Origin of the sequence: Serratia sp. PF-27, from assembly GCF_030053255.1 — a bacterium.
Lineage (GTDB): Bacteria > Pseudomonadota > Gammaproteobacteria > Enterobacterales > Enterobacteriaceae > Serratia > Serratia bockelmannii.
Window position 1 is genome coordinate 1,157,408 of the sequence record NZ_JASGBT010000015.1, and the last position, 21,058, is coordinate 1,178,465.

At 51.2% G+C, this 21,058-nt stretch carries 19 protein-coding genes and 1 pseudogene; 5 read left to right on the forward strand and 15 right to left on the reverse strand.

What is annotated here, in order from left to right; translation table 11 throughout:
• Positions 1-146 precede the first annotated feature (146 nt).
• Both QMZ29_RS10295 and QMZ29_RS10300 read left to right on the forward strand, forming a co-directional pair.
• Positions 147-2,519, forward strand: coding sequence for a glucose/quinate/shikimate family membrane-bound PQQ-dependent dehydrogenase (locus QMZ29_RS10295; RefSeq protein WP_025303386.1), 2,373 nt, complete (start codon positions 147-149; stop codon positions 2,517-2,519).
• 409 nt (positions 2,520-2,928) lie between these two features.
• The gene (locus QMZ29_RS10300) at positions 2,929-3,108 is read left to right on the forward strand and encodes a hypothetical protein (protein ID WP_019453466.1); all 180 of its coding nucleotides are present in this window, start codon (positions 2,929-2,931) and stop codon (positions 3,106-3,108) included.
• Positions 3,109-3,138: 30 nt separating this feature from the next.
• Here the strand turns inward: QMZ29_RS10300 and QMZ29_RS10305 are convergent, their stop codons facing one another.
• The 3 genes from QMZ29_RS10305 to QMZ29_RS10315 all read right to left on the reverse strand — a co-directional run bounded on the left by QMZ29_RS10305 (position 3,139) and on the right by QMZ29_RS10315 (position 5,361).
• Positions 3,139-4,572, reverse strand: coding sequence for an EmmdR/YeeO family multidrug/toxin efflux MATE transporter (locus QMZ29_RS10305; protein WP_025303388.1), 1,434 nt, complete (start codon positions 4,570-4,572; stop codon positions 3,139-3,141).
• Between the two features lie 113 nt (positions 4,573-4,685).
• Positions 4,686-5,084: a type II secretion system pilot lipoprotein GspS gene (gspS, locus tag QMZ29_RS10310; RefSeq protein ID WP_049209458.1), complete on the reverse strand. Its 399-nt coding sequence runs from the start codon at positions 5,082-5,084 to the stop codon at positions 4,686-4,688.
• Between the two features lie 76 nt (positions 5,085-5,160).
• Positions 5,161-5,361, reverse strand: a complete 201-nt coding sequence (locus tag QMZ29_RS10315; protein WP_016927170.1) for a hypothetical protein — start codon at positions 5,359-5,361, stop codon at positions 5,161-5,163.
• 217 nt (positions 5,362-5,578) lie between these two features.
• On the opposite strand from QMZ29_RS10315, the gene QMZ29_RS10320 reads away from it, so the two are divergent.
• A complete protein-coding gene (locus tag QMZ29_RS10320; RefSeq protein ID WP_025303391.1) occupies positions 5,579-6,013 on the forward strand; it encodes a DoxX family protein in 435 nt (144 codons plus the stop codon).
• Between the two features lie 57 nt (positions 6,014-6,070).
• Here QMZ29_RS10320 and QMZ29_RS10325 read toward each other — a convergent pair whose 3' ends face one another.
• From QMZ29_RS10325 to QMZ29_RS10335, 3 genes are all read right to left on the reverse strand, one after another.
• The gene (locus QMZ29_RS10325) at positions 6,071-6,703 is read right to left on the reverse strand and encodes an ECs1377 family protein (protein WP_197769090.1); all 633 of its coding nucleotides are present in this window, start codon (positions 6,701-6,703) and stop codon (positions 6,071-6,073) included.
• 156 nt (positions 6,704-6,859) lie between these two features.
• The gene (locus QMZ29_RS10330) at positions 6,860-7,330 is read right to left on the reverse strand and encodes a MarR family winged helix-turn-helix transcriptional regulator (RefSeq protein WP_049203986.1); all 471 of its coding nucleotides are present in this window, start codon (positions 7,328-7,330) and stop codon (positions 6,860-6,862) included.
• Positions 7,320-8,807, reverse strand: coding sequence for a UbiD family decarboxylase (locus tag QMZ29_RS10335; RefSeq protein WP_197769089.1), 1,488 nt, complete (start codon positions 8,805-8,807; stop codon positions 7,320-7,322). Before QMZ29_RS10335 ends, QMZ29_RS10330 begins: the two co-directional genes overlap by 11 nt.
• Before the next feature lie 646 nt (positions 8,808-9,453).
• Here QMZ29_RS10335 and QMZ29_RS10340 point away from each other — a divergent pair.
• Positions 9,454-10,656, forward strand: a complete 1,203-nt coding sequence (locus QMZ29_RS10340) for a tyrosine-type recombinase/integrase (protein WP_282994177.1) — start codon at positions 9,454-9,456, stop codon at positions 10,654-10,656.
• 492 nt (positions 10,657-11,148) lie between these two features.
• On the opposite strand, the gene qatD is transcribed toward QMZ29_RS10340, so the two are convergent.
• From qatD to QMZ29_RS10370, 6 genes are all read right to left on the reverse strand, one after another.
• Positions 11,149-11,862, reverse strand: a complete 714-nt coding sequence (qatD, locus tag QMZ29_RS10345) for a Qat anti-phage system TatD family nuclease QatD (RefSeq protein ID WP_282994209.1) — start codon at positions 11,860-11,862, stop codon at positions 11,149-11,151.
• Positions 11,863-11,870: 8 nt separating this feature from the next.
• The gene (gene qatC / locus QMZ29_RS10350) at positions 11,871-13,190 is read right to left on the reverse strand and encodes a Qat anti-phage system QueC-like protein QatC (protein WP_181817277.1); all 1,320 of its coding nucleotides are present in this window, start codon (positions 13,188-13,190) and stop codon (positions 11,871-11,873) included.
• Positions 13,172-13,924, reverse strand: coding sequence for a Qat anti-phage system associated protein QatB (locus tag QMZ29_RS10355; RefSeq protein ID WP_282994178.1), 753 nt, complete (start codon positions 13,922-13,924; stop codon positions 13,172-13,174). Before QMZ29_RS10355 ends, qatC begins: the two co-directional genes overlap by 19 nt.
• A complete protein-coding gene (locus QMZ29_RS10360) occupies positions 13,924-15,708 on the reverse strand; it encodes a KAP family P-loop NTPase fold protein (RefSeq protein ID WP_282994179.1) in 1,785 nt (594 codons plus the stop codon). Before QMZ29_RS10360 ends, QMZ29_RS10355 begins: the two co-directional genes overlap by 1 nt.
• Positions 15,709-16,007: 299 nt before the next feature.
• Positions 16,008-16,505, reverse strand: a complete 498-nt coding sequence (locus QMZ29_RS10365) for a hypothetical protein (protein WP_282994180.1) — start codon at positions 16,503-16,505, stop codon at positions 16,008-16,010.
• 331 nt (positions 16,506-16,836) lie between these two features.
• Positions 16,837-17,589 carry a hypothetical protein gene (locus tag QMZ29_RS10370; RefSeq protein WP_282994181.1) on the reverse strand — a complete coding sequence of 251 codons (753 nt, stop codon included), beginning with the start codon at positions 17,587-17,589 and terminating at the stop codon, positions 16,837-16,839.
• Between the two features lie 116 nt (positions 17,590-17,705).
• Here QMZ29_RS10370 and QMZ29_RS10375 point away from each other — a divergent pair, with 116 nt between their 5' ends.
• Positions 17,706-17,918 carry an AlpA family transcriptional regulator gene (locus tag QMZ29_RS10375; RefSeq protein WP_115117077.1) on the forward strand — a complete coding sequence of 71 codons (213 nt, stop codon included), beginning with the start codon at positions 17,706-17,708 and terminating at the stop codon, positions 17,916-17,918.
• Positions 17,919-17,987: 69 nt separating this feature from the next.
• Here the strand turns inward: QMZ29_RS10375 and QMZ29_RS10380 are convergent, their stop codons facing one another.
• The 3 genes and pseudogenes from QMZ29_RS10380 to QMZ29_RS25830 all read right to left on the reverse strand — a co-directional run.
• A complete protein-coding gene (locus tag QMZ29_RS10380; RefSeq protein ID WP_282994182.1) occupies positions 17,988-18,821 on the reverse strand; it encodes a hypothetical protein in 834 nt (277 codons plus the stop codon).
• Positions 18,822-18,966: 145 nt separating this feature from the next.
• Positions 18,967-20,775: an ATP-dependent nuclease gene (locus QMZ29_RS10385; RefSeq protein ID WP_282994183.1), complete on the reverse strand. Its 1,809-nt coding sequence runs from the start codon at positions 20,773-20,775 to the stop codon at positions 18,967-18,969.
• A gap of 35 nt (positions 20,776-20,810) precedes the next feature.
• A pseudogene (locus tag QMZ29_RS25830) lies at positions 20,811-21,020 on the reverse strand (VasL domain-containing protein); the annotation flags it as partial.
• Between the last annotated feature and the right edge of the window lie 38 nt (positions 21,021-21,058).

The window sequence follows — 21,058 nt, forward strand, 5'->3', positions numbered from 1 at the left end:
GCAAAGCACCTTAAGGTTAAAAGACGGGATGGGTTTTACGTCACCCTAGCGGCTTCCCGCTGAAATAATAGGGAGAAACCGCGTGTTTTTTCCGATTTGGCTTAATCTCTAAATCGGGGACTTTCATTTTTGGTAAGGGTATTGCTATGCAAAATAAAGCGTCACTATCGCCGCTTATCGTCATAACGGCGCTGTTTGCCGCGCTGAGCGGGCTTTATCTGCTCGGCGGCGGCATCTGGCTGGCCAAGTTGGGCGGTTCGCTGTATTACATCATCGCCGGGCTGGTGCTGCTGGCGACCTCCTGGCTGCTGTTCCGCCGCCGCGCCACCGCGCTGCTGCTGTACGCGGTGTTCCTGCTGGGCACCACTATTTGGGCCCTGTGGGAAGTCGGCCCGGACTTCTGGGCGCTGACGCCGCGCCTGGACGTCACCTTCTTCTTCGGCCTGTGGCTGGTGCTGCCGTTTATCTACCGTAAGCTGGTCGCCAACGGCAAATTCGCCTACGGTGCGCTGAGCGCGGCGCTGGCGATCACCGTCATCGCACTGGCCTATGCCGTATTCAACGATCCGCAAGAGATCAACGGCACCCTTGACGCCGCGCAGGTCCAGCCGAAAGACGCCACCGGCGCCGACTGGCCGGCCTATGGTCGCACCCAGGAAGGCACCCGTTACTCGCCGCTGAGCCAGATCAACGACAAAAACGTTGGCCAGCTGCAAGAAGCCTGGCGTTTCCAGACCGGCGATCTGAAGACCGCCAACGATCCGGGTGAGATCACCAACGAAGTCACGCCGATCAAGATCCGCGATACCCTTTACATGTGTACGCCGCACCAGAAGCTGTTCGCGCTGGATGCCGCCACCGGTAAAGAAAAGTGGAAATTTGATCCGCAGCTGAAGTACAACCCGACCTTCCAGCACATCACCTGCCGCGGCGTGTCTTACCACGAAACCGCTGCAGCCGCGGGCGCCGCCGGCGATGCCGCACCGGCGATGTGCGCACGCCGCATCATTCTGCCGGTCAACGACGGCCGCCTGTTCGCGCTGGACGCCGAAACCGGCAAACCGTGCCCGGACTTCGCCAACAACGGCGAGCTGAACCTGCAGAGCAACATGCCGTATGCGACGCCGGGCCACTACGAGCCGACCTCGCCGCCGGTGATCACCGATAACGTGATCGTCGTTGCCGGTGCCGTGACCGACAACTACTCCAACCGTGAGCCTTCCGGCGTGATCCGCGGCTTCGACATCAACAGCGGCAAGCTGCTGTGGGCCTTCGATCCGGGCGCGAAAGATCCGAACGCCATCCCGGCGGACGAGCACCATTTCGTGCCGAACTCGCCGAACTCTTGGGCGCCGGCCGCCTATGACGCCAAGCTGGATATCGTCTATCTGCCGATGGGCGTCGCCACGCCGGACATCTGGGGCGGCAACCGCACCCCGGAAATGGAGCGCTACGCCAGCGGCCTGCTGGCGCTGAACGCCTCCACCGGCAAACTGGCCTGGTTCTATCAGACGGTCCACCACGACCTGTGGGATATGGACGTGCCGGCGCAGCCGACCCTGGCGGACATTACCGACAAGAGCGGTAAAAAAGTGCCGGTGATCTATGTGCCGACCAAAACCGGCAACATCTTCGTGCTGAACCGCACCAACGGCGAGCTGGTGGTGCCGGCGCCGGAGAAACCGGTACCTCAGGGCCCGGCCAAAGGCGACCGCCTGTCACCGACCCAGCCGTTCTCCGAGCTGACCTTCCGTCCTGAGAAGAAGCTGACCGGTGCGGACATGTGGGGCGCGACCATCTATGACCAACTGGTCTGCCGCGTGATGTTCCACAGCCTGCGTTATGAAGGCACCTTCACCCCGCCTTCCGAGCAGGGCACGCTGGTGTTCCCGGGTAACCTGGGCATGTTCGAATGGGGCGGCCTGGCCGTCGATACCGATCGCGAAATCGCCATCGCCAACCCGATCGCGCTGCCGTTCGTGTCCAAACTGATCCCGCGCGGCCCAGGCAACCCGATTGAGCCGCCGGAAGGCGACAAAGGCGGCAGCGGCACCGAGTCCGGCGTACAGCCGCAATATGGCGTGCCGTTCGGCGTTACCCTGAACCCGTTCCTGTCACCGTTCGGCCTGCCGTGCAAACAGCCGGCCTGGGGTTACATTTCCGCCGTGGATCTGAAAACCAACGACATCGTGTGGAAAAAACGCATCGGCACCGTGCGCGACAGCTCACCGCTGCCACTGCCGTTCAAAATGGGCATGCCGATGCTGGGCGGCCCGGTAACCACCGCCGGTAACGTGTTCTTCATCGGCGCCACCGCTGACAACTACCTGCGCGCTTTCAGCGTGACCAACGGTGAAAAACTGTGGGAAGCACGCTTGCCGGCCGGCGGCCAGGCGACGCCGATGACCTATGAGGTCAATGGCAAGCAGTACGTGCTGATCTACGCCGGTGGCCACGGTTCCTTCGGCACCAAGCTGGGCGACTATGTGATCGCTTACGCCCTGCCCGATCAGAAGTAACCACCGCCGTTAGTACCTCGCAAAGCACGCCGCAAGGCGTGCTTTTTCTTTTCCCTCCCCGCTGACACCCCTCTCGCAATACCCTTAATTTTTTCACTTTCATTATTGATAATGGTTATCATTCGCAATATTATGAATGCATGGCCCCGGCAGCGGCCTGCAATCCTACTCCAGCTTAATGGTAATACTACGATCAGCCGCCTGCGGGCGGCCTTATTCGGAGGCGCATGGTCGACCATACTCGGAAGCATAGAAAGAAAATTCTGCAAGCGGCGGTGAACACGCGGCGCGCCGGCCTGCCGTTCGCAGCGGATCCCCCTGTCGCCCCGCCCTTTATTGGCTTGGCCCATCAGACGGAGGCGGTGCTGGTGCACCTAGTCGGCCATGATGACGTACAGGAGAAGCATAAATGAACCTGCAACCCTTTACCGCCATGCTGATGTTCGCCTACGTGCTGCTGATGGTGCCGCTGCTCTACGTCATCGACAGCCGACTGAGCGCCAGCAGACTGGTGCGCAAAGCCACGCAAAACGTCATCATTATCGCGTTGACGCTGTTGTTCTTCAGCGCGATGACGCTTTTATACTGAGGCCATCTCGCCGGTGCCCCGCGGCCGACGTTACTCGGCCTCCCGGCGTTTGGCCCGCGGATATTTCCACAGCCAGCGCCCGCTGATCATGCGCCAGTAGAACAAGGCGCCGCGCACCGCCCAATCGAAGAACATCCCCAACCAGACGCCCACCACGCCCATGCCCAGTTCGATACCCAGCACATAGCCAGCCACCACGCGGCAGCCCCACATGCCGAGCATCGTCACCCACATGGCAAAGCGGGCGTCGCGCGCGCCTTTCAGCCCGGCGGGCAACACCCAGGAGGCGGCCCAGATCGGCATAAAGGCGGCGTTGAGCCAAATCAGGGTTTTCACCACCGTTTTCACATCATCTTGCGAGGTATAAAACGCGGCGAATACCCCGGCCAGCGGTGCCGTGCCCCAGGCGATGGCGGTCAGCCCAAGGGTCGATAGCCAGAAAATATGGCGCAGTTGCCGCTCCGCCTGACCGATCTCGCCCTTGCCGAGCCGCCGACCGACGATGATGGTCGAGGCCGATCCCAATGCGTTGCCCGGCAAGTTAATCAACGAAGCGATGGAGAAGGCGATGAAGTTGCCGGCGATAACGTTGGTGCCCATGCCGGCGACGAACATCTGCGTCAACAGCTTGCCGCCGTTGAACAGCACCGATTCGACGCTGGCGGGAATGCCGATCCCCAACACTTCCCACAGGATGCTCATCTTGAGCGGCGTGAAATAACTTTTCAGCGTAATGTGCAGCGCCGGATTAAAGCCGATCGCCAGCACATAGAGGATGGCGATGGCGCCGATATAGCGGGAAATCGTCAGCCCCAGCCCGGCGCCGACAAAGCCCAGCCCGTGCCAGCCGAGCATGCCGTAAATCAGGATGCTGCTGATGATGATATTGAGGATATTCATGCCACCATTGATCAGCAGCGGGATCTTGGTATTACCCGCGCCGCGCAACGCGCCGCTGCCGATCAGCGCAATCGCCGCCGCCGGGTAGCTCCACACCGTGGTCTGCAGGTAAGAGAGCGCCAGCGCTTTCACCTCCGGCGACGCCGCGCCGGCGATCACATCGATGATCGATTCGCCCGCCAGGTGAATGCCCGCCGCCAACAGCACCGCCACGCCGGTCATCAAGACCAGCGACTGACGCGCCGCCGCCCGCGCACGCCGGCGATCGCGCTTGCCGAGGCTGAAGGCCACCACCACGGTGGTGCCGAGATCCACCGCGGCAAAAAAGGCAATGATCACCATGTTGAAGCTGTCCGCCAGCCCCACCCCGGCCATCGCCTCTTTGCCGAGCCAGCTCACCAGAAAGGTGCTCAGCACCCCCATCAGCAAAACGCAGGCATTCTCCAGAAAGATCGGCACCGCCAGCGGCGTGATCTCGCGCCAGAACAGCACGCGGTAGCTTTTCCGTTTGGCGTACCAGGGCGTATTTTCCACGCGCTGACGCAGTGCGGCATACAGATTCAAGGTGGGCTCGATGGATAAAAGTGAAACATCATTTCAAATGATGATCGATAAATCGTTATCCTGCAAAGAATTTTTAGGCGCCCGTAACGAGCGCCCGACAGGCTTACCCAACGCTACTCCATGTAGTCTTCCTGATCGGCCTGCGCCGCCGCGATAAAACGCGCGGTACTGCGGCTGAGCGTGGCGCATTTGTCCGTCAGCAGCTGATTGTCCTGCTGCAGAGTCAGGTAACGCGCCTGGGTGAGCGTCGGCAACTGTCGATACCCTACCGCATGCGTATCCCAGCCGCGATGCTGCGCCGCACGCATCGCGGTGCGTTGCAATTTCACGTCGTCCGGCACGTCGCTGCGCCCGCAGTCCACGCGCAGGAAATGCCCGCCGGCCAGCATCAGAGCGATGTGATCCAATTGCGCCTGCAGCGGCGGCGCCGGTCGATGCGCCGTCTGCTGACAACCCGCAAGCAGCAGCAACGCCACCGCGCCGCAAAGAGACGTGCGAAACAGAGTAGACATGGGCGCTCCCGGAAACCTGTGGGTGATGCAATGATCTTAGGTGAGCGGATGCCGGGCGGCAAGGCGGGCAGCGCGCTTAGCGCCGGCCGCTGCTGACCTTGGTGGCGCGAGCGGGGTTGCCGGCGACAAATTCCAGCGTAGGGGAATAATAAAACGGCAGCCAGGCGTTATAGCCGCTCTCCCACTCCCATTTGACCGGGCAGGGCCACAGCATGTCTTCATGCAGGATGTAATAAATCCACCGCCCGGGCGGACGACGGGGTTTGCGCATTTTCATAGCGAGTACGACGGCCTGATGACGTGCGATAAGGTGAACTGCTGCATTTTACCCCGATTTGGGTCGCGGGGACAGCCTGCGTTGCCGTGTGAAGCGCCCGCTAAATCTCACCCGGTGATTCGGCGTAAAGTCCGCCGTTTTACTGATCCAGAACATCTTTCGCATTCACCTTATTGATATATTAATTGAAAATCATTCCTATTCAGGAGGAAGGGCCATGGTTAAGTCATTGAATGCAGTGTTCACGCGCCTTTTTGATCGTCCGGACGCCGGCAAGCTGGCACTCAGGCTGACCTTTGGCGGACTGATGCTGTTTCACGGCGTGGCGAAAATTCAGCACGGCGTCGGCTGGATTGCCGGTGCGTTGCAGGAACAGGGGCTGCCCGCCTTCATCGCCTACGGCGTGTATGTAGGGGAGATCCTGGCGCCGATACTGATCATTTTGGGGCTGTTCACCCGCCCCGCCGCGCTGGTTTACGCCTTTACGCTGGTGGTGGCATTTTTGATGGTGGGCACCGGCAAGGTGTTCAGCGTCACTGACGTCGGCGCCTGGGGCATTGAAAACGAACTGGTGTTCTTTATGGGCGGGCTCGCCATCCTGCTGCTGGGCAGCGGCAAATACACGATCGCGCGTAATGAAGCCTATCGGTAAGCCGCGCATTCCATAAGGAGGTTCCTGATTCGAACCTCTTCGTTTGCGAAGTGGTCATCAACTCTCGGCCAGGCGGTACACTGGGACCTTGCGCGTCGTGCCGGTCAGGGTGTCGAAGATCTCCGTTTCCGCCGTCACGATCGCCATGCCGGTTTTTCTTAGCCTGCGCACCTCGGCAGCAATGCGCTGGATGCCGAACCAAAACAAGCCATCCAGCGCCGTCACCAGCAACCCTTGCTCCAGCGCCAGCTTAAGCCGCTCACGCGGCGCCTTGAGCGCTTTGGCAATTTCCCGGTAAGGCAGCGCATCCACGCCCGACGCAGATGTTCGGTGAATACGGGTCGACAGGCCGTATTGGAAAGCCTCCGGCACGCCGCTAAAATCGCTTTTCAGGCTGTAGACACAGCCAAAGCGCTTGCCGTTGAACACCACATTTTTTTGACTGATCGACAACTCATCGCGCAGGCCGGCAATCAGCTGCGGCGCCCGCACCAGCAATAAGCGAAACGGCAATTCGAAACTGGTCACGTAGTCCACGTTGAGCAGCGCAATGCGCAGACGCTCTTCCGCCCCGGCCTGCGTCTCGCGGCACTCGTTCAACACCTCGCTCCACTGGTGCGCGAGCCGCGGGGCTTCATCCAGCGGCGCGAAATGGTATTTCTCGATGTGGTAGTCGATTCTTTCGTTCATGTCCGTTGCCCCCGCGTCAGTCATCATTGCCATCAGCAAATTACCTTACCTGCGGTCAACAGTACAACACCGCATCGTGCAGCAGGATGCGGTCAAGCGGGATAAAACGGCGCCCCCCGCCACCGAGCGTTTTCTCCGCAACTGGGACCGGAATAGCTAAGGGGTATCGATAAACAACAGCATGCGTTGCAAAGCGTCATCCAGCGCACTGAGCCCCGCGTCATCCAGGCAGGCCATCAGCTGGGCGTCATAATCCGCCACCCATTGCCTCGCCTGGTCAAAAATGGGGCGAGACGCCGGCATGACGCGCAGATATACCGCGCGCTTATCTTCCGGATCGGGGAAACGCGCGACCCACCCCCGATTAACCAGTTGGGTGATCGTACGGCCTAGCGCGGTGCGATCGGTCTGCGAATGCGCTATCACCTCGCTCATGGCCACGTCGCCCGGAAAACTGTAGAGAATACGCAACGCGCGCCACTCATGGAGGCTGAGCCCTTGCAATGCGAGTAACGCAGACAGCCGTTTTTCGCGGTGACGCACCACCTCCGTCATCCTGTAAAGCGCACCGTCGGGCAATCCCATTCCCTGTCGGCCGCTATGCCTGTCTTTTTTTTCAGAACCCATACTGTTTCCAATTAGCCTCGACTTTTACCCTGACCTGTTCCGGATACGAGTGCCTGAAAGAGGCGGTACCCGCACGTGTTACGCCGCTGAACTGCTCGGGGAACAGGCAGTTGATGATGGCTTTGCCGCCGCTGCCGCGCGCCTTGTCTTCTTCCGACAGGTACGGCACCATCGGGAACTCGCGTACGTCCGGGAAAATAAAATGATCGCGCGCCGGATGTGAGCGCGTAGCCAACGCCCAAACCACCTGATTGATATCGACAATATCAATGTCATTGCCGACCAGGATCAGTTTGGGGATCAGGTAGCCCGCATGCGAACCGAAGACCGCCTCCGCCACCTTGCCGGCAAAATCCGCCGCGTTGGTCTTCATTCCGGCCAGTTTTTCGGTATCGACGGAGACCACCGCCCAACAGGTTGCCGCCTCATAGGAACACCAGACAAAGTCGACGGGCAATGCCGCGCTCTGCAGGGTTTCCAGCAGTTGGGCCGATATCATGGTGCCCCAGATCGTATGATTTTCTTCCGGCGGCGTGCCGGCGACGCAAATCGGCAAAATGGGATCATCGCGAAACGTCACCGCACGCACATGGAACACCGGCTGTTCATGGCCCTGCTGGTGTTGATAGCCGTGATACTCCCCCATCGGTCCTTCCAGCGCCGTCTCCGTCAGGCTGATTTCACCTTCGAGCACAATTTCCGCATTGGCCGGCACCCAGAGATCGTTGGTTTCCGCTTGGGTGAGCGTGACACTTTTACCGAGCAACGCGCCGACATAGTCAGGCTCACTGACGCCGGCCGGCAACGGCATCCCCGCGACCGCCACCGCGGCAGGCGGCGCCCCGAGCACCATCGCCCACGGCGTAGGTTTCCCTTCCCGACGCCACATTTCACGGATCATGCCGATGTGCTGGGTGGGGATTGCCGGGCCGGTGAGACGATTGCGATCGAGCATCATGAGCCTGCCGATGCCCCAGCTGTGCCACTTCCCGTCCGGGGATTGCACGACATGGAACCCGTAGGTGCCGAAATAGCGCCCGCCATCCCGTTCATGCAGCAGAGGCACCGGGAAGCGTGCCAGATCAACCTCGTCACCTCGCCAAATATTCTCTTTCACCGGGCCGGTCGAACAGTAATCGGGGGCAAGCGGTTCCGCCTTCACCGCCCGGCGAATCGCCGCCACGATATCTCGCGGGGAGCTCTCTGGCGGTAGGCCAAAATGGAGGGCGAGGCGAGAATAGGCATGTTCCGCAGAAGCGAGCATGCCGGCCGGCGCGCCGAGAATGCGAGTCCCCGGCATCGCGCCCGCCACATGATGAAATAGCGGAGCCGAAAGCCGTTGCTCATAGACCCGGCGGCAGACAGCCGCTATCTCCAGATCGGCGGAAACTTGCTGATGCACGTCGACCAAATCGTTTCGGCGACGCAACTCCTCAATGAAGTGACGAAAATCCAGTGCGCAATCGAGCAAACTCATGGCAAATCCTCCAGTTTCCGGGCGTTCAGTCCCTTCTATTCCCATCGCGGCGGAGAGGAGACCGTTTTTATATGCATGTGCACACATATTAGTGCGCGAAAAATCGCGTGTAAATACACGCTACCCTGGAGATGTGGGGCATGTTGTCAGTCTGGCAAACGCTTCAAGGGATAGCGGAGTCAGGCCATGCACGCCCCTGCCGGCAGGCATTATCATCGTGGCGGTTTCACACCTTCAGCATGATTGGCCTGCGCCTAGCACTGGGCTTACCACAAGCGCCGCACCGGGTTTAAGCGCAACATGGCTCACAAAATGAAGAACATAATCGCAAAATGCTATTCGTTGATATTGCACGGGTTATAATGCAGAAAAGGATCTCGGCCAACGCAAACCGGTTTCAGATCGAACGGTTTACAAGCATTAGCGAAAGAAAAGGATTTTGATTCGATAGGGAACAACGAGGGGTAAAGTGGCGGAGAGAGGGGCCGCCTATTTTAAATCCAACCAGAGCCAATCAATGCCAATATTTCAATACTTATCAAAGAACTATGATAAGCCCTGTCCAATGTAGCATAACCGAATATCAAGTAAACCTGACATTCATGGCATACTGGATGGCATACTGAAAATGTAGGTCAATCATCTTATGGCAATACTGACAGATACAAAAGCCCGGCACATTAAGCCCGGAGATCCCCCTTTACCCCATGGTGGAATTACAGGGTTGACTCTCCATTCATCTCCAACAAAAGGCCTGGGCAAGTGGGTTTTTCGTTACACCAGCCCAATTACTGGCAAGAGACGTAATGCTGGCTTGGGGTCTTATCCTGATATTGGGATAGCCCAAGCGGGCAAGCTTGCACTTCCAATGCGAGAACAAATAGCTAATGGGATAGATCCGTTAGATGCCCGCAAAGCAGAGTCGGAAAAAGAGGCTATTCCAACGTTCGAAAAGGCAGCACGAAAAGTTCATGCGGAATTACTGCCAGGCTGGAAAAATGAAAAACATGGGAAACAATGGATTTCCACTCTGGAGCGATACATTTTCCCACAGGCAGGAAAACTCCCTCTTGATAACATGACGCCGTCTATTATCGCAGAGATGCTTCGCCCGATCTGGCTTTCACACCCTGAAACAGCCAGTCGAGTAAAGCAGCGAATTCATTCTGTTATGCAGTGGGCATGGGCTCATGGCTATTGTACTGCAAACCCAGTCGATGTCGTTGGACACCTGCTCCCCCAGCAGGTAAGCGCGAATATACGTGTCGAGCACCAACCAGCAATGCCATGGCGAGAAATTCCATCATTCATCGCAACAAACGTATACAACGAAGAACGCTATAACGTCACCCGAGCATTGCTATTGTTCGTTGTTCTGACGGCTTGTCGCTCCGGGGAAGCAAGGGCTATGCGCTGGTCTGAGATCGATTGTGAAAACAAAATTTGGACTGTGCCCGAGAACAGAATGAAATCTGGCGTTATTCACCGGGTTCCCCTGTCTGAAGAAGTCGTCGTGGTTCTTGACCGAATAAAGGGACTTCACGACGAACTGGTCTTCCCATCACCAAGGAAGCAAACCATTCTTTCCGATACAGTACTGACTATGTTTTTACGTAAGAAAAACGCTATCAGTGACACTCCCGGGCGGTGTGCAGTTGCTCATGGTTTTCGCTCAAGCTTCAGAGACTGGTGCAGTGAAAATGGATATCCCCGAGATCTTGCAGAACGAGCACTGGCTCATACCGTACAGAATAAAGTAGAGGCGGCCTACCATCGCACAGATCTGTTGGAGCAGCGTCGCCCGATGATGCAGGCATGGGCTGATTATGTCTATTCAGCCGTGAAATAAACCTACTCTGCGCCTTTCGGGGCGCTTTTCTTTTTTTGCTTCACTACTGCCGCAAAAGCGGCTTTTACATAAGCATCATCTCTTGATCTCTTCCCTATGTTCAGTACCGGCGTAAAGTGGAGTTTCCCATGCATAGAGCTCCTTCTGGTTTAGAAGGAGCTCTAACCTTACGATTCAGGGATCAGGATTACAGGCGGCTGTGGCTTGACGCTTATGTAAATTTCATAACCTGCCGAAGCTTTGACTCCGGCTATAATTTTATTTCCTGAACGGTTTCATTGAATAAATATGGATTTGGCCATTCTTTTACGACGAAAATCATAGGTATCGATAAGTTTTTCAATATGCTGCACAGAAGTTGGTTTTGCCGTTTTACCCTGATTGACCTCAACTGATTGGAAAGGCTTATGCTGGATATATACTCACTATGCTTACTCAGCCTAGCTTCATACTAATTACTTTTTTGACAGTTAGTGAATTTATCTAATGCATTTAAGATCTGCATAACTCTCTAAAATTATCGGAAAGCTGAGCTTTAACCTCCATCGGGCTCATACCCCATAATTCGGCTAACTGCGTCTCTGCAATCTCACAGTCCCATGGCATTAGTGGATCATTACGATACTTACCAAATGGCCCATCGGTTTCTGTAAGAATGCGTGATTTAGGAATTTTCAAAGCCAACGCCTTCCCCTTAATTGTATCGAGCATAGCAGGCCCCACAGAGAACCAACACCCTAAATCTATTGCTCTTTCTAGTTGCTTTGGTGTCCCAGTGAACCAATGCAATATCGCAATCCCATCAATATTTTCAATCTCATCAAGGGTAGCTGATGCACTTCCCCGACTATGAATAGTCATAATCTTACCTCCAGCACGATGAACACTATTGAGTATGTGTCGAAATACCTTCAGTTGGACATCCCAATGCTCTTTAAATCCCTTGCCACCATCAAGCCCTATTTCGCCAACATACCTGGTCTTCGAAAGTAGCGAATCAAACAGCTCTAACTCATGAGATCTTTGATGCGCAATTTGGGGATGGAGCCCAAGAGCAGTTCGGATTCGTTGGCTTCCTTTAGCCAGTAAAGAAGTCCCATGCCATGCTCTGGGTGTCGTTGTAACCGACAGTATATAAGTCCCTCGACGTCTGCACTCCTCAGCCACTTGTTCTGGCTGAGGATATAGGTCAAGATGACAGTGCATGTCGATGCTCACACAATGCCCTCACTCAATAAGTAGTTTTCGACCTCATTTAGCCCTTCCATAAACACTTGCTTAAAATTATTAAAAGCGGCCACAGGCAAGGGACCGCTCTTGGCGACCCATGCTCCTATTTTCAGTATGGATTTCTGTGCAATTGCAATCCTGAGAGCGATAAGGTCATCCCTACGATCAATTTCATTCATTACTTTAGCCAGGGACTGGAAAGTGTAACCAGCGTCTCTATTAATTCCCCCTGCATGAAGCGATGCCCGTCGAATGATGCACGGTACACATACCCCGCACTGCTGATTAGTGCGTTTCCAATGACTGCAAGATACTGTACTTTCTACAATTTCAGTTAAGAGTTGCTTATTCAAACATTGATGAGCCATTTGCCCTTTTGTTTTGAACTGATATGGGTTGATTATTTGGCAAGGAATTCCGACCGCATCAAACAGCTGTTGGATGCTGGCAATAAAATATGGATGTGTTGTTCGTGTGCTCAACGTACCTATCCGGCGTGGAGTTAGTGGAGCATTTAACGAGATAAACCCATTTTCGGGCACAAAAAGATCGACCTTTTTTTGTTGAGATACTTCTTGTACAGCACAAGCGCCCACTGCCGCAAAAGCAAGAAAATTGAGGCTCCGCGTTCGCATCGTAATGTCAGTCACACCTTGATAGTGATGCGGATCAGCATTAATTTCAAACCGTGAATATCGACCATTCAATCTTTCAGCAATTTGATCTTGGCGTGACTTATCTCCTTTATAAGCATGACTAACTAAAAGCGGAGCGCGCCCCACTGTCAGAAGATCTATTGCGCCAATAGCAGAATCTAATCCTCCCGAAAACAAGCTGACACAATCCAGTTCTTTGAGCTTGATTAGGTGAAACCTTGAATGTTGACTATAGGGTTCTGGCGGTGCATAACCACCAGTGCAAAACTCGAAATCCCAGATGTCTCCACTTAGGAAATGCAAAGCGCTTTCAAGTTCCTTCTTTAGAGCAATCCATCGAGATGGCTCATGAAGGGGAAGTCGTAGCGAGAATTGACGAGTCCAACCATCCTCAGAGCTTTCACGCTGAACGAAGGTATCAGCCGCTGTAACCGCTAGTGCGATGCTCAAAAAATCCATGACCTGAGCTGGAATTTTGACTCCCAAGCGCTTAATTCGATCAATCGCAGGATTCCCAATAATGGATATATCACCCCTCCCCTGCCCACTTAATCCATAAAGCTGTACGGGCAACAAGTTCTCACTTGCTGGCGGTAAGAAACGATGATCATGATGAAAAACTAAGCGTGTCATTGATAGGCCTCCCATTCTTGCCAAGCCTCAGTAATTACCTGACGCTCGATTTTAACCATTTGATTTTTCGTAAAAGTCCTAATGTTACCGACAAGTTTTGGAGCCATATGCTTATCAACAACAACTTTGATCAATTCTCGAAGTTCAGTTTCTGCATGAATGGCCTTTGAAGGAGTGTCCGCTTTATTCCATGCCTTGTTAGAATCCATGACCATTTGCAGAAAAATGCTTTCAGCTAAATAACAAATCATTGTGTCAACGATCACACTATCAGTTATTTTTTGAGGATCGAAAATTGCCACACCATCGAGAGCTTCCACTAAGGCATGATTCATGGCTGCACAAATCTTTTCTGAATCACCATCCTGTGACGTTAAAGCTTGAGCAATAGCCGATATTGCCATTTCGCATGGAAGGCCAGCCAAACTTCCCAAATCAATGCTTGGTTCTCCTGGAGCCGCTTGCACTCCCGCCAGAGCCCCAAACAATCCGCCCCCAGCCTGTGTGACACTCCCTAATCGTCGAGCGGCACTACGGCTCCCTCCAGAGGCTTTTCGCGCGTAATGCCCTATGGCCTTCCTGAAATCTCCTCTATTACCGTTTGAAACCGCATTTCCCAGCGATTCTCGAAATGGCGCAAATCTTCTTTCCTGTGGCGAAGGTAACGGTTGCTGTGGCTGGTCATCAGCCCAGGGTGGGACCAGTGGAGAACCACCTCCTGGACCTTTACTTGATTGTGAAGTTCCCATTAAGCTTCCTTATTCCATTGCTCATCTTTCAGTGCTGCAGTCATCCAAGCAGGTCGTTTCATACCCAGTTGCAATTCCTGCAAATAACGAATCAATATACTAGCCGCATCTGGCGAGTGGCGAGCCAACAGACATGCGCCGGAAAAACCTTTAGGTTTACGCGCCCAATCTGACACTTGCCTTAACTGACTAATTAAACCTTCCATAACAGGTACTTGCTCCTCACGAGGGAGTATTTTTAAAAAAGTATCAGCTGTAGGAGAGCTTGTATTTTTCAGTTCAATAAGTGCATTCAGTACTTCCCGGCCGGATGGCGATAAACCAACCACATATGCACCTACTGGCATAGTTTCTCGGGATAGGTATATGGCAGCTCTCAAGTCGATTCCGCCAAGGCGCGGTTCAAGTTGGGCCCATTGACTAATGAAAGCTGTAGTCGTTGGGTTATCAGTCCATGTCTTTGGCGCTTCAGAAGGTATTTCACCATTAGCATCTTCAAGCTGTTTTAGTAACTGGGGCATGCCTTGTTCAATATCTACAAGATGATATAAATCAGCGGTAGCATCTACTCCGACACATCGCTCAAAGATCACTAGCTTAGTGATGATGGCTTCATCCAAAGGCATAAATCGCCGCTTCGCAATTTGAGATCGCATTTTCACAACATTCAACAAGCGCTTAACGATCCTAGGGTTACCATGGATAATTGGAGAATTGGCTAATACTGGAGCAATACGGTCAGCACGTGCAAATGCCAAAGCGAGAACGCTATCCTCCGATTCACCAGTCATTTTCAAGGCATCCTGACGTGCTATTGGTTCATCTTTCCAGGATTGCTGTAATGCCTTTTCTAAACCATCACGGAGCGTGGTAAGTTTTTCGCCTTTTAGGCCATGCTCAATAGCATAAAGCATGAACAGATATGAACGGATCTCACGTACCCCAGCCTTTGGCACCCGAATAGGAACCTGAATTAGCTTATCTAGATAGTCTATTTGATGGCGCTGTGATGCCCCCTTGAAGTAATCAGCCACAGAAGAACGAATCATGTCCTCATCTGCTGCAATGATAAAGGCAGTATTAGTTAAGAAAAGGAATAACCTGATAGCTTCAAGCGTATGAATAGCATTGGTAGGGAGGCAGCGATCGAGATTATCTATTACCACGATGAGTGGCTTACCAAGTTCTTCTAAAATTTCCCCATATTCCTTACGGAAAGCATCAATCTGCTGAGGAGGACTTTTTTTAACCTCTGGCTTAATCAAACCAACAACCTTTTCTTTACCTTCTTTAGCTAGGGTGCCCAATGCCTCATACTCTTCTTGGCTCTGGATGCCATCAGTAATATTTTTTAATGCACCAATGCCTCTGGAAAGTAAACCGCCAGTAGGAACTCCTGCAAATAAAGCTGCTCCTTCAGCTAGAATGCCCATTGCCCTAAGCCCATCAACCCGACTAAGGAGTCTCTTAGCTTTTGAGGTAAGGGTGGCATTTCCTTCCGCAGCTTTTGTCAATGCTGTTGCTATGACCTCAAGAAGCGCAGCTCGAGCGTCGTCATAACCCTGATAGAGCCAAGAGTCAAAGTTGATAACAATCCAATCTTGGTTTTCTTGCTCAAGTTTTTGCTCTATCAATTTCAAAAGTGAGGATTTGCCAGCCCCCCAATTACCAAAAATGCCTATCGATACTGGTAACATACCTTCGGTGGCGAGCACATCTACAGCTAGCTGAGATACTTCACCAAAATTTAGGTAGTCCTCTGATGATTCCTTATCTGACCACATCTGCTTATCCTTTGTTTTTCTCGACTGTTGGAAGGTCCAAATCATCCAGAGCAGAGTCTATTCAAGATGTCTGTTCCGATTCTCAGCGCGTTAAGATTTACGAATCAACTCATTGATTTTATTTCAATTATAGTGTAAAAAACATATCCAATGATCGCACAAATCAGCCGGTAGTCGGTAACGTAGAAGATCTCATGGTCAGCGGTACTTTGCACACCGATGAAGAAAACCTGAGCCCTATCTTGTAACTTTTTCTTCCCCGCATCCTTCGCTTCTCCCTGAGCGGCGTCCAGCTCGTTTTAAAGCACCGTGCGTTTAGCCTGGGACCAGTCAGCCCATTCCACGTGGAATTTGTAACTCCGCGAGGGTTTAAGCTTCCCGACTTCATTCTTAGCCCACCCGCCCGATAACGGGATAATAAGCCTGCTGTCATTCTGTTCAAAATTCTGCCACAACAACTGTGAATAGAAAACTCGCCGATCAGGATAGGACTGAATCGGATCTTTAAGTTTTTTAAAAACAGTCATGTAAGTATCGGCATCAATGTCCAGTATTTTTAATGACATACTACGATCATACAGGAAGCGAATAAACGCTCTAGCATCGCAGTTAATGTGTTTTTTCCCCGGCATTTTATTAAACGAAGGTCTTTTCTTACTTCCTTTTTGCCAAGCTGAGGGGGACATTTCAATCCCACATCCCCAGCATACATAGCCGCTGGTATCGACATCCTCAAGTAACCACAGGTCTTCGGCTTCAACAATTTCACCGGTACGTTTATCACGAGCAGATTCCATCACTTTCTCCTTCTATAGAATAAAAATTCAGGCCTCCTTGCCTTGGGTTCTGACCAGTTCTTGCTTTTCCCGTCACTCAGTAGCTAATCTTGCGGGTATTTATCCAGCAAAAGATTGCTAGTACAGTTTTATTGGCAGACCTCGGGATATCCATTCCAGATTTCGTGACTGGTGTATTGAACATCGCTATTCCTACGATATTGTTAAACGATCCTTAACCCACAAAATCAAGAATAAACCTGAAGCCGCCTATCACCATACAGATTTACTGGATGCACACATCTCGATGATGCCAGGTATGGCTGAACGCGTTTTCCTCCATAAAATAAACCTACTCTGCGCCTTTCGGGGCGCTTTTCTTTTTTTGCTTCACCACTGCCGCAAAAGCGGCTTTTACATCCACATCATTTCTGGACCAATCACTGACCAGACGAGGGATTCGGGAACACAGTTCGGACTGATTATTTCCCGTATTCTGCTCTCCTGAGGAAGCAGGGAAACCATGCTGTTCGATAAACACACGTATATCGACATCAATTGCATCTATAGCCGCATTTTTGCTTTTCCAGCCACCCTCCGGCTGTTTGTCCTGTAACAAGCGAATAACTTCGGCCTTTAGCGGGGAAAACAGGGCAGCTTTTGCTTTACCTCCATGAATCGCCCGTTCTTTTTTCTCTGCTTCATTCTGTTGCAAGATAACGTGTTCAAGGATACCTCGGCACATATCGATAAGCTCAGTCGATTTAAGTAACAACCTGAACCCATCGCGCCAATCCGACGCCAATAAACGCAGCCCTGCATACCAGTTTATTGCCGCCAGAAAGATCCAATCATTTACTAACGTTTGTATAGTATCGGCCTCTTCAAACAGCATCAGATCCTGCTTCTGCTCGAAGTCCCGACGCTTCGCGGCGCTTTGCACAACACCTTCCACTATTTCATCAATATCAGGATCGTCCCCATTCAACCAGGCAATATCGGTTTCCCAGCCAACCGCATGTAGAGCGAGCGCCAGACGAGCTTTCTTGATGTTGAATGACTCTTTTAGCTCATCAACAAAAAAATCGAGATTAAAATCATCCATAAATCAATAGCCTGAGATGTGTAAAAAATGAAGTAATGCAGCCGTATGGAGTGTTGCTGCACAACAGAATATCTTTCCTCTCGTTCGAAGCAAACCTGATTGAGAGGAAATTCAGCATGACATCACCAACGGTAAAAATCCTGCGTCTGCCAGCCGTTGAGGCCAAAACGGGCATCGCCCGCTCCACCCTATACGACTGGCTCAACCCGAAGTCAAAGCGCTACGATGCGACGTTTCCAAAGCAGCGGCGATTAGGGCAACAGTCTGTTGGCTGGCTTGAAGCCGAGATCGACCAGTGGCTGCTGGCACGTAACGTTACTAAAGCATAAAGATAATCTCAGCCGGAAGTTAAACTTCCGGCAAGACATCATTTCAGGGTTAAAACATGGGATATAATTTCACATTTTACTAAAACTATTATTGAAAAATTCTGCATGGGTAATGGCCGAGCGATTAACAGGACAATTTACCCCTGCTTTTTTCAGATCATCTCGAATACGCGACAAATAAATATCAGAAGCTAAAGGATGTACCCTTACCTCATGAATAATTCTATCTAACGGATATTTGATAACATATCCTGCCTCTGGTTTTATCTGTACATCATCTGAAGCATTTTTCAGTGGTAGAGTTTCATGAAATGGGAGCAGCTCACCATTCTCATTTGCTGTTAAAACTTCGCCAAATCCATCAGGATTGAAACCTGTCATAATGCTCATTTGCATACTATCTAAAACAAGTCTATATTCACTCTCAAACGAATATAAATCTCTTTTGTATTCAAACGGATTATTGAAATTTAAATTCTCACTGTCATTCGCAAAGTATTTACAATTTTTACCGGTTATAATTTCACTCAAACTTTTCGGGATATTCAACAAGAGTGACATAATATCACTTCTGACGAGTACGCCTTCTCGCTCATCGCTTACATACTCTTTCCACATCCTCAAAGACTCATCCGACACATTCTGCCAGCAAGATATATAAGTGTGCTCAGGAGTTTTATCTCTGATCGACTGAGCAATGCATCTGGCCTTATCTATTACGTCAATTGACTCAGGATGTAATTCCTGCAGGATGGAATATTTCTCCTCAACATCATAATACCCTTCATTTTTGTCTTCGAATTTCGAAGCCTTAGAAAAAAACAGACCATTATCTTCCAAAAGGAGCAGCCATTTTTCATGCGACAAATATCGCCACAACGTTAATTCTTTCATATCGTCCATATTTAAAAACCATTAATTTTTCATGACCATGGAATGACTAGTAACCTTCATATTCCCCCAACAATTACTAATCCATCTTGTTATTAAAACCTGTAAGTTGACCGCCAGAAAGGCCCAGGCTGAGGGCCATCATTGAAATATCCACTCAGGGAATAAAAGGTGAAAACGCCTTTGTAAGTACTTGCCTTAAAGGTTCCGGCACATCATTCCAGTTATCTCCCCAACGTTGAGTTTCTTTATATGCTTTAAATGGTTTTTCACTGCCCGGATCAGGATAACCTAATAGGTTCTCTACACACTCCTCCAGCATAATGACTTTATCTGTATCCCCAACAGCAACAGCAATCGGGCCGTTGAAAACCTCAGCACCTGCGGTACCTCTATCACGATCATGGATAACAAAAAACTCAACATCCAATGCTCTAAGATATTTCACAAGACCGATAATCGCAGCCTTGCCACGCGCTTTAACCAACTCTGTTGATGCAAGCAACTTGCACCGCATCGACTGGGGCATTCTGCGAATCGCCTCTTTAATAATAACTTCCTCAGTATCCCCCTCAACAACAATCACTTTACGAGTGAAGAATATTCTCGAGACATGATCATCAAGTTTAATAAGCATCTTGACCTGATCCTTATCATTATCTTGAAGGGCCTGGAATTTATCTGTCACAGAAAGCGGGTATACCGTGGTATGCGTATCATCATAATGAAAGCGATTAAGTACTTGTCTTGGCTTTCTTGACAAGTCAATCAGGTAAGGGGAATGTGTTGTAGCTACGATTTGAGACTGACCATCCGACAGCTCATAGATCAGATCCCGCATCTGGTTAGCGGCACTGGGATGTAGATAGATTTCGGGTTCTTCGAATCCAATAATAAGGCTCCGCATCGCGCCTTCATCTTTGCCTTTTTTTCTCAGCCATTGCTGCCGAAACCGTAACAACCCGAATACAGCCGCCCGTACCATCCCGGTTCCCTGATTTGATACACACGTTCTGATATTACTCGACATTTCAATAGAGAATGAAGGAACAAGCACATTGTCCGGATCAGATAAATCAGCTGTGGCATAAATTTTTGACTCAGGAAATACGCCACTCAAAACCCCATTCAGCTCCCCCATCATCACACCGAATTCGGATGTTTCATCTGCAGGGTTCAGCTCTCTGGCAAGTGCATTAAGCGACTCCTGAGCCCGTCTATAATTATCAGAGTTGCTTCGTACATCCTTAAAAAGTTCATTCAGTGTTTTCTGTAATGCCCCCGTTTTTGTATCAATCTCATGAGAGGCCGATTCCGCTGGAATTAATAGAAACGCAGGTAGACGTGAAAGGACAACCCCGGCGATGCCACCTGGATTCTTATCCCAAACCTGTACATCATCTGAAATATCCCAGAGTTCATCAATGAGCTTCATTTTCTCTTTGTCAGCTGCATTTAGTTTTTTATCGAGATCAGGAAAAATCTCAGAAACAAGCGCCACATCGGCCCCAGCTTCAACCAGATCAGAAGCTTTAACCGCAGCCGTAAAGCGCTGATTCAGGCTCCTGGACAAAGACTTCAACTCAATAACAACATCACAGCCGGGTTCATACGTTTTCCTGTAAACCAGTGATTTCCCTGTTTCTCCGCTATCCTCCGCATCATAATCAAATATTCGACCTCTAAACCCTCTCCATTGCAAGGCATCTTCTGGCACATTTCTAAACTCAGCCTCAAGTATAACAGATTCTGTTGCTATTTTATTCTCACGAGTGTCATCGTCTATTTCAGAGTAAAAACAGTCACTATCCATTCTCTTCTTATCTGAAAGTAACCATTCTACAGCCTTTAGAACCGAACTTTTACCCGCATTATTGGAGCCAATCAAAAACGTAGCATCACCAAATTTTATTTTTGCAGACTGGATGCGCTTGAATCCATTTATTTTAAGACTATGTAATCTCATGCCCCCCCCTTATTGAAAATATGAATATTGACTTATCATTTCCCCAACTGCTTTATCAAGACGTAACGACTCATCGACTGGTTAAGGTACATATCCGTCTGCAGCAGCATGGCTGACGGTAATGGCGCCTCGCTAACATCTCGCTCCAATAGATACAATTGCTCCTCAATCGGTACCATATGACCAAATTTTAGGGTAATTGCAAACAACTTCGATTTCAATTCAGAGCCTGTCAGATATTTACCTTTACGTTCATTTAATTAATTCGGGTTACGGGTCTGTC

Bases quoted from the DNA above. Each gene is read 5' to 3' on its own strand.
- QMZ29_RS10375 (WP_115117077.1), top strand. From the start codon at position 17,706: ATGACATCACCAACGGTAAAAATCCTGCGTCTGCCAGCCGTTGAGGCC.
- QMZ29_RS10335 (WP_197769089.1), bottom strand. From the start codon at position 8,807: ATGAGTTTGCTCGATTGCGCACTGGATTTTCGTCACTTCATTGAGGAG.
- QMZ29_RS10320 (WP_025303391.1), top strand. From the start codon at position 5,579: ATGGTTAAGTCATTGAATGCAGTGTTCACGCGCCTTTTTGATCGTCCG.
- QMZ29_RS10355 (WP_282994178.1), bottom strand. From the start codon at position 13,924: ATGGGAACTTCACAATCAAGTAAAGGTCCAGGAGGTGGTTCTCCACTG.
- QMZ29_RS10340 (WP_282994177.1), top strand. From the start codon at position 9,454: ATGGCAATACTGACAGATACAAAAGCCCGGCACATTAAGCCCGGAGAT.
- gspS (WP_049209458.1), bottom strand. From the start codon at position 5,084: ATGTCTACTCTGTTTCGCACGTCTCTTTGCGGCGCGGTGGCGTTGCTG.
- QMZ29_RS10325 (WP_197769090.1), bottom strand. From the start codon at position 6,703: ATGAACGAAAGAATCGACTACCACATCGAGAAATACCATTTCGCGCCG.
- QMZ29_RS10330 (WP_049203986.1), bottom strand. From the start codon at position 7,330: ATGGGTTCTGAAAAAAAAGACAGGCATAGCGGCCGACAGGGAATGGGA.
- QMZ29_RS10295 (WP_025303386.1), top strand. From the start codon at position 147: ATGCAAAATAAAGCGTCACTATCGCCGCTTATCGTCATAACGGCGCTG.
- QMZ29_RS10300 (WP_019453466.1), top strand. From the start codon at position 2,929: ATGAACCTGCAACCCTTTACCGCCATGCTGATGTTCGCCTACGTGCTG.
- QMZ29_RS10370 (WP_282994181.1), bottom strand. From the start codon at position 17,589: ATGGATGATTTTAATCTCGATTTTTTTGTTGATGAGCTAAAAGAGTCA.
- QMZ29_RS10365 (WP_282994180.1), bottom strand. From the start codon at position 16,505: ATGGAATCTGCTCGTGATAAACGTACCGGTGAAATTGTTGAAGCCGAA.
- QMZ29_RS10385 (WP_282994183.1), bottom strand. From the start codon at position 20,775: ATGAGATTACATAGTCTTAAAATAAATGGATTCAAGCGCATCCAGTCT.
- qatD (WP_282994209.1), bottom strand. From the start codon at position 11,862: ATGCACTGTCATCTTGACCTATATCCTCAGCCAGAACAAGTGGCTGAG.
- qatC (WP_181817277.1), bottom strand. From the start codon at position 13,190: ATGGGAGGCCTATCAATGACACGCTTAGTTTTTCATCATGATCATCGT.
- QMZ29_RS10380 (WP_282994182.1), bottom strand. From the start codon at position 18,821: ATGGACGATATGAAAGAATTAACGTTGTGGCGATATTTGTCGCATGAA.
- QMZ29_RS10360 (WP_282994179.1), bottom strand. From the start codon at position 15,708: ATGTGGTCAGATAAGGAATCATCAGAGGACTACCTAAATTTTGGTGAA.
- QMZ29_RS10315 (WP_016927170.1), bottom strand. From the start codon at position 5,361: ATGAAAATGCGCAAACCCCGTCGTCCGCCCGGGCGGTGGATTTATTAC.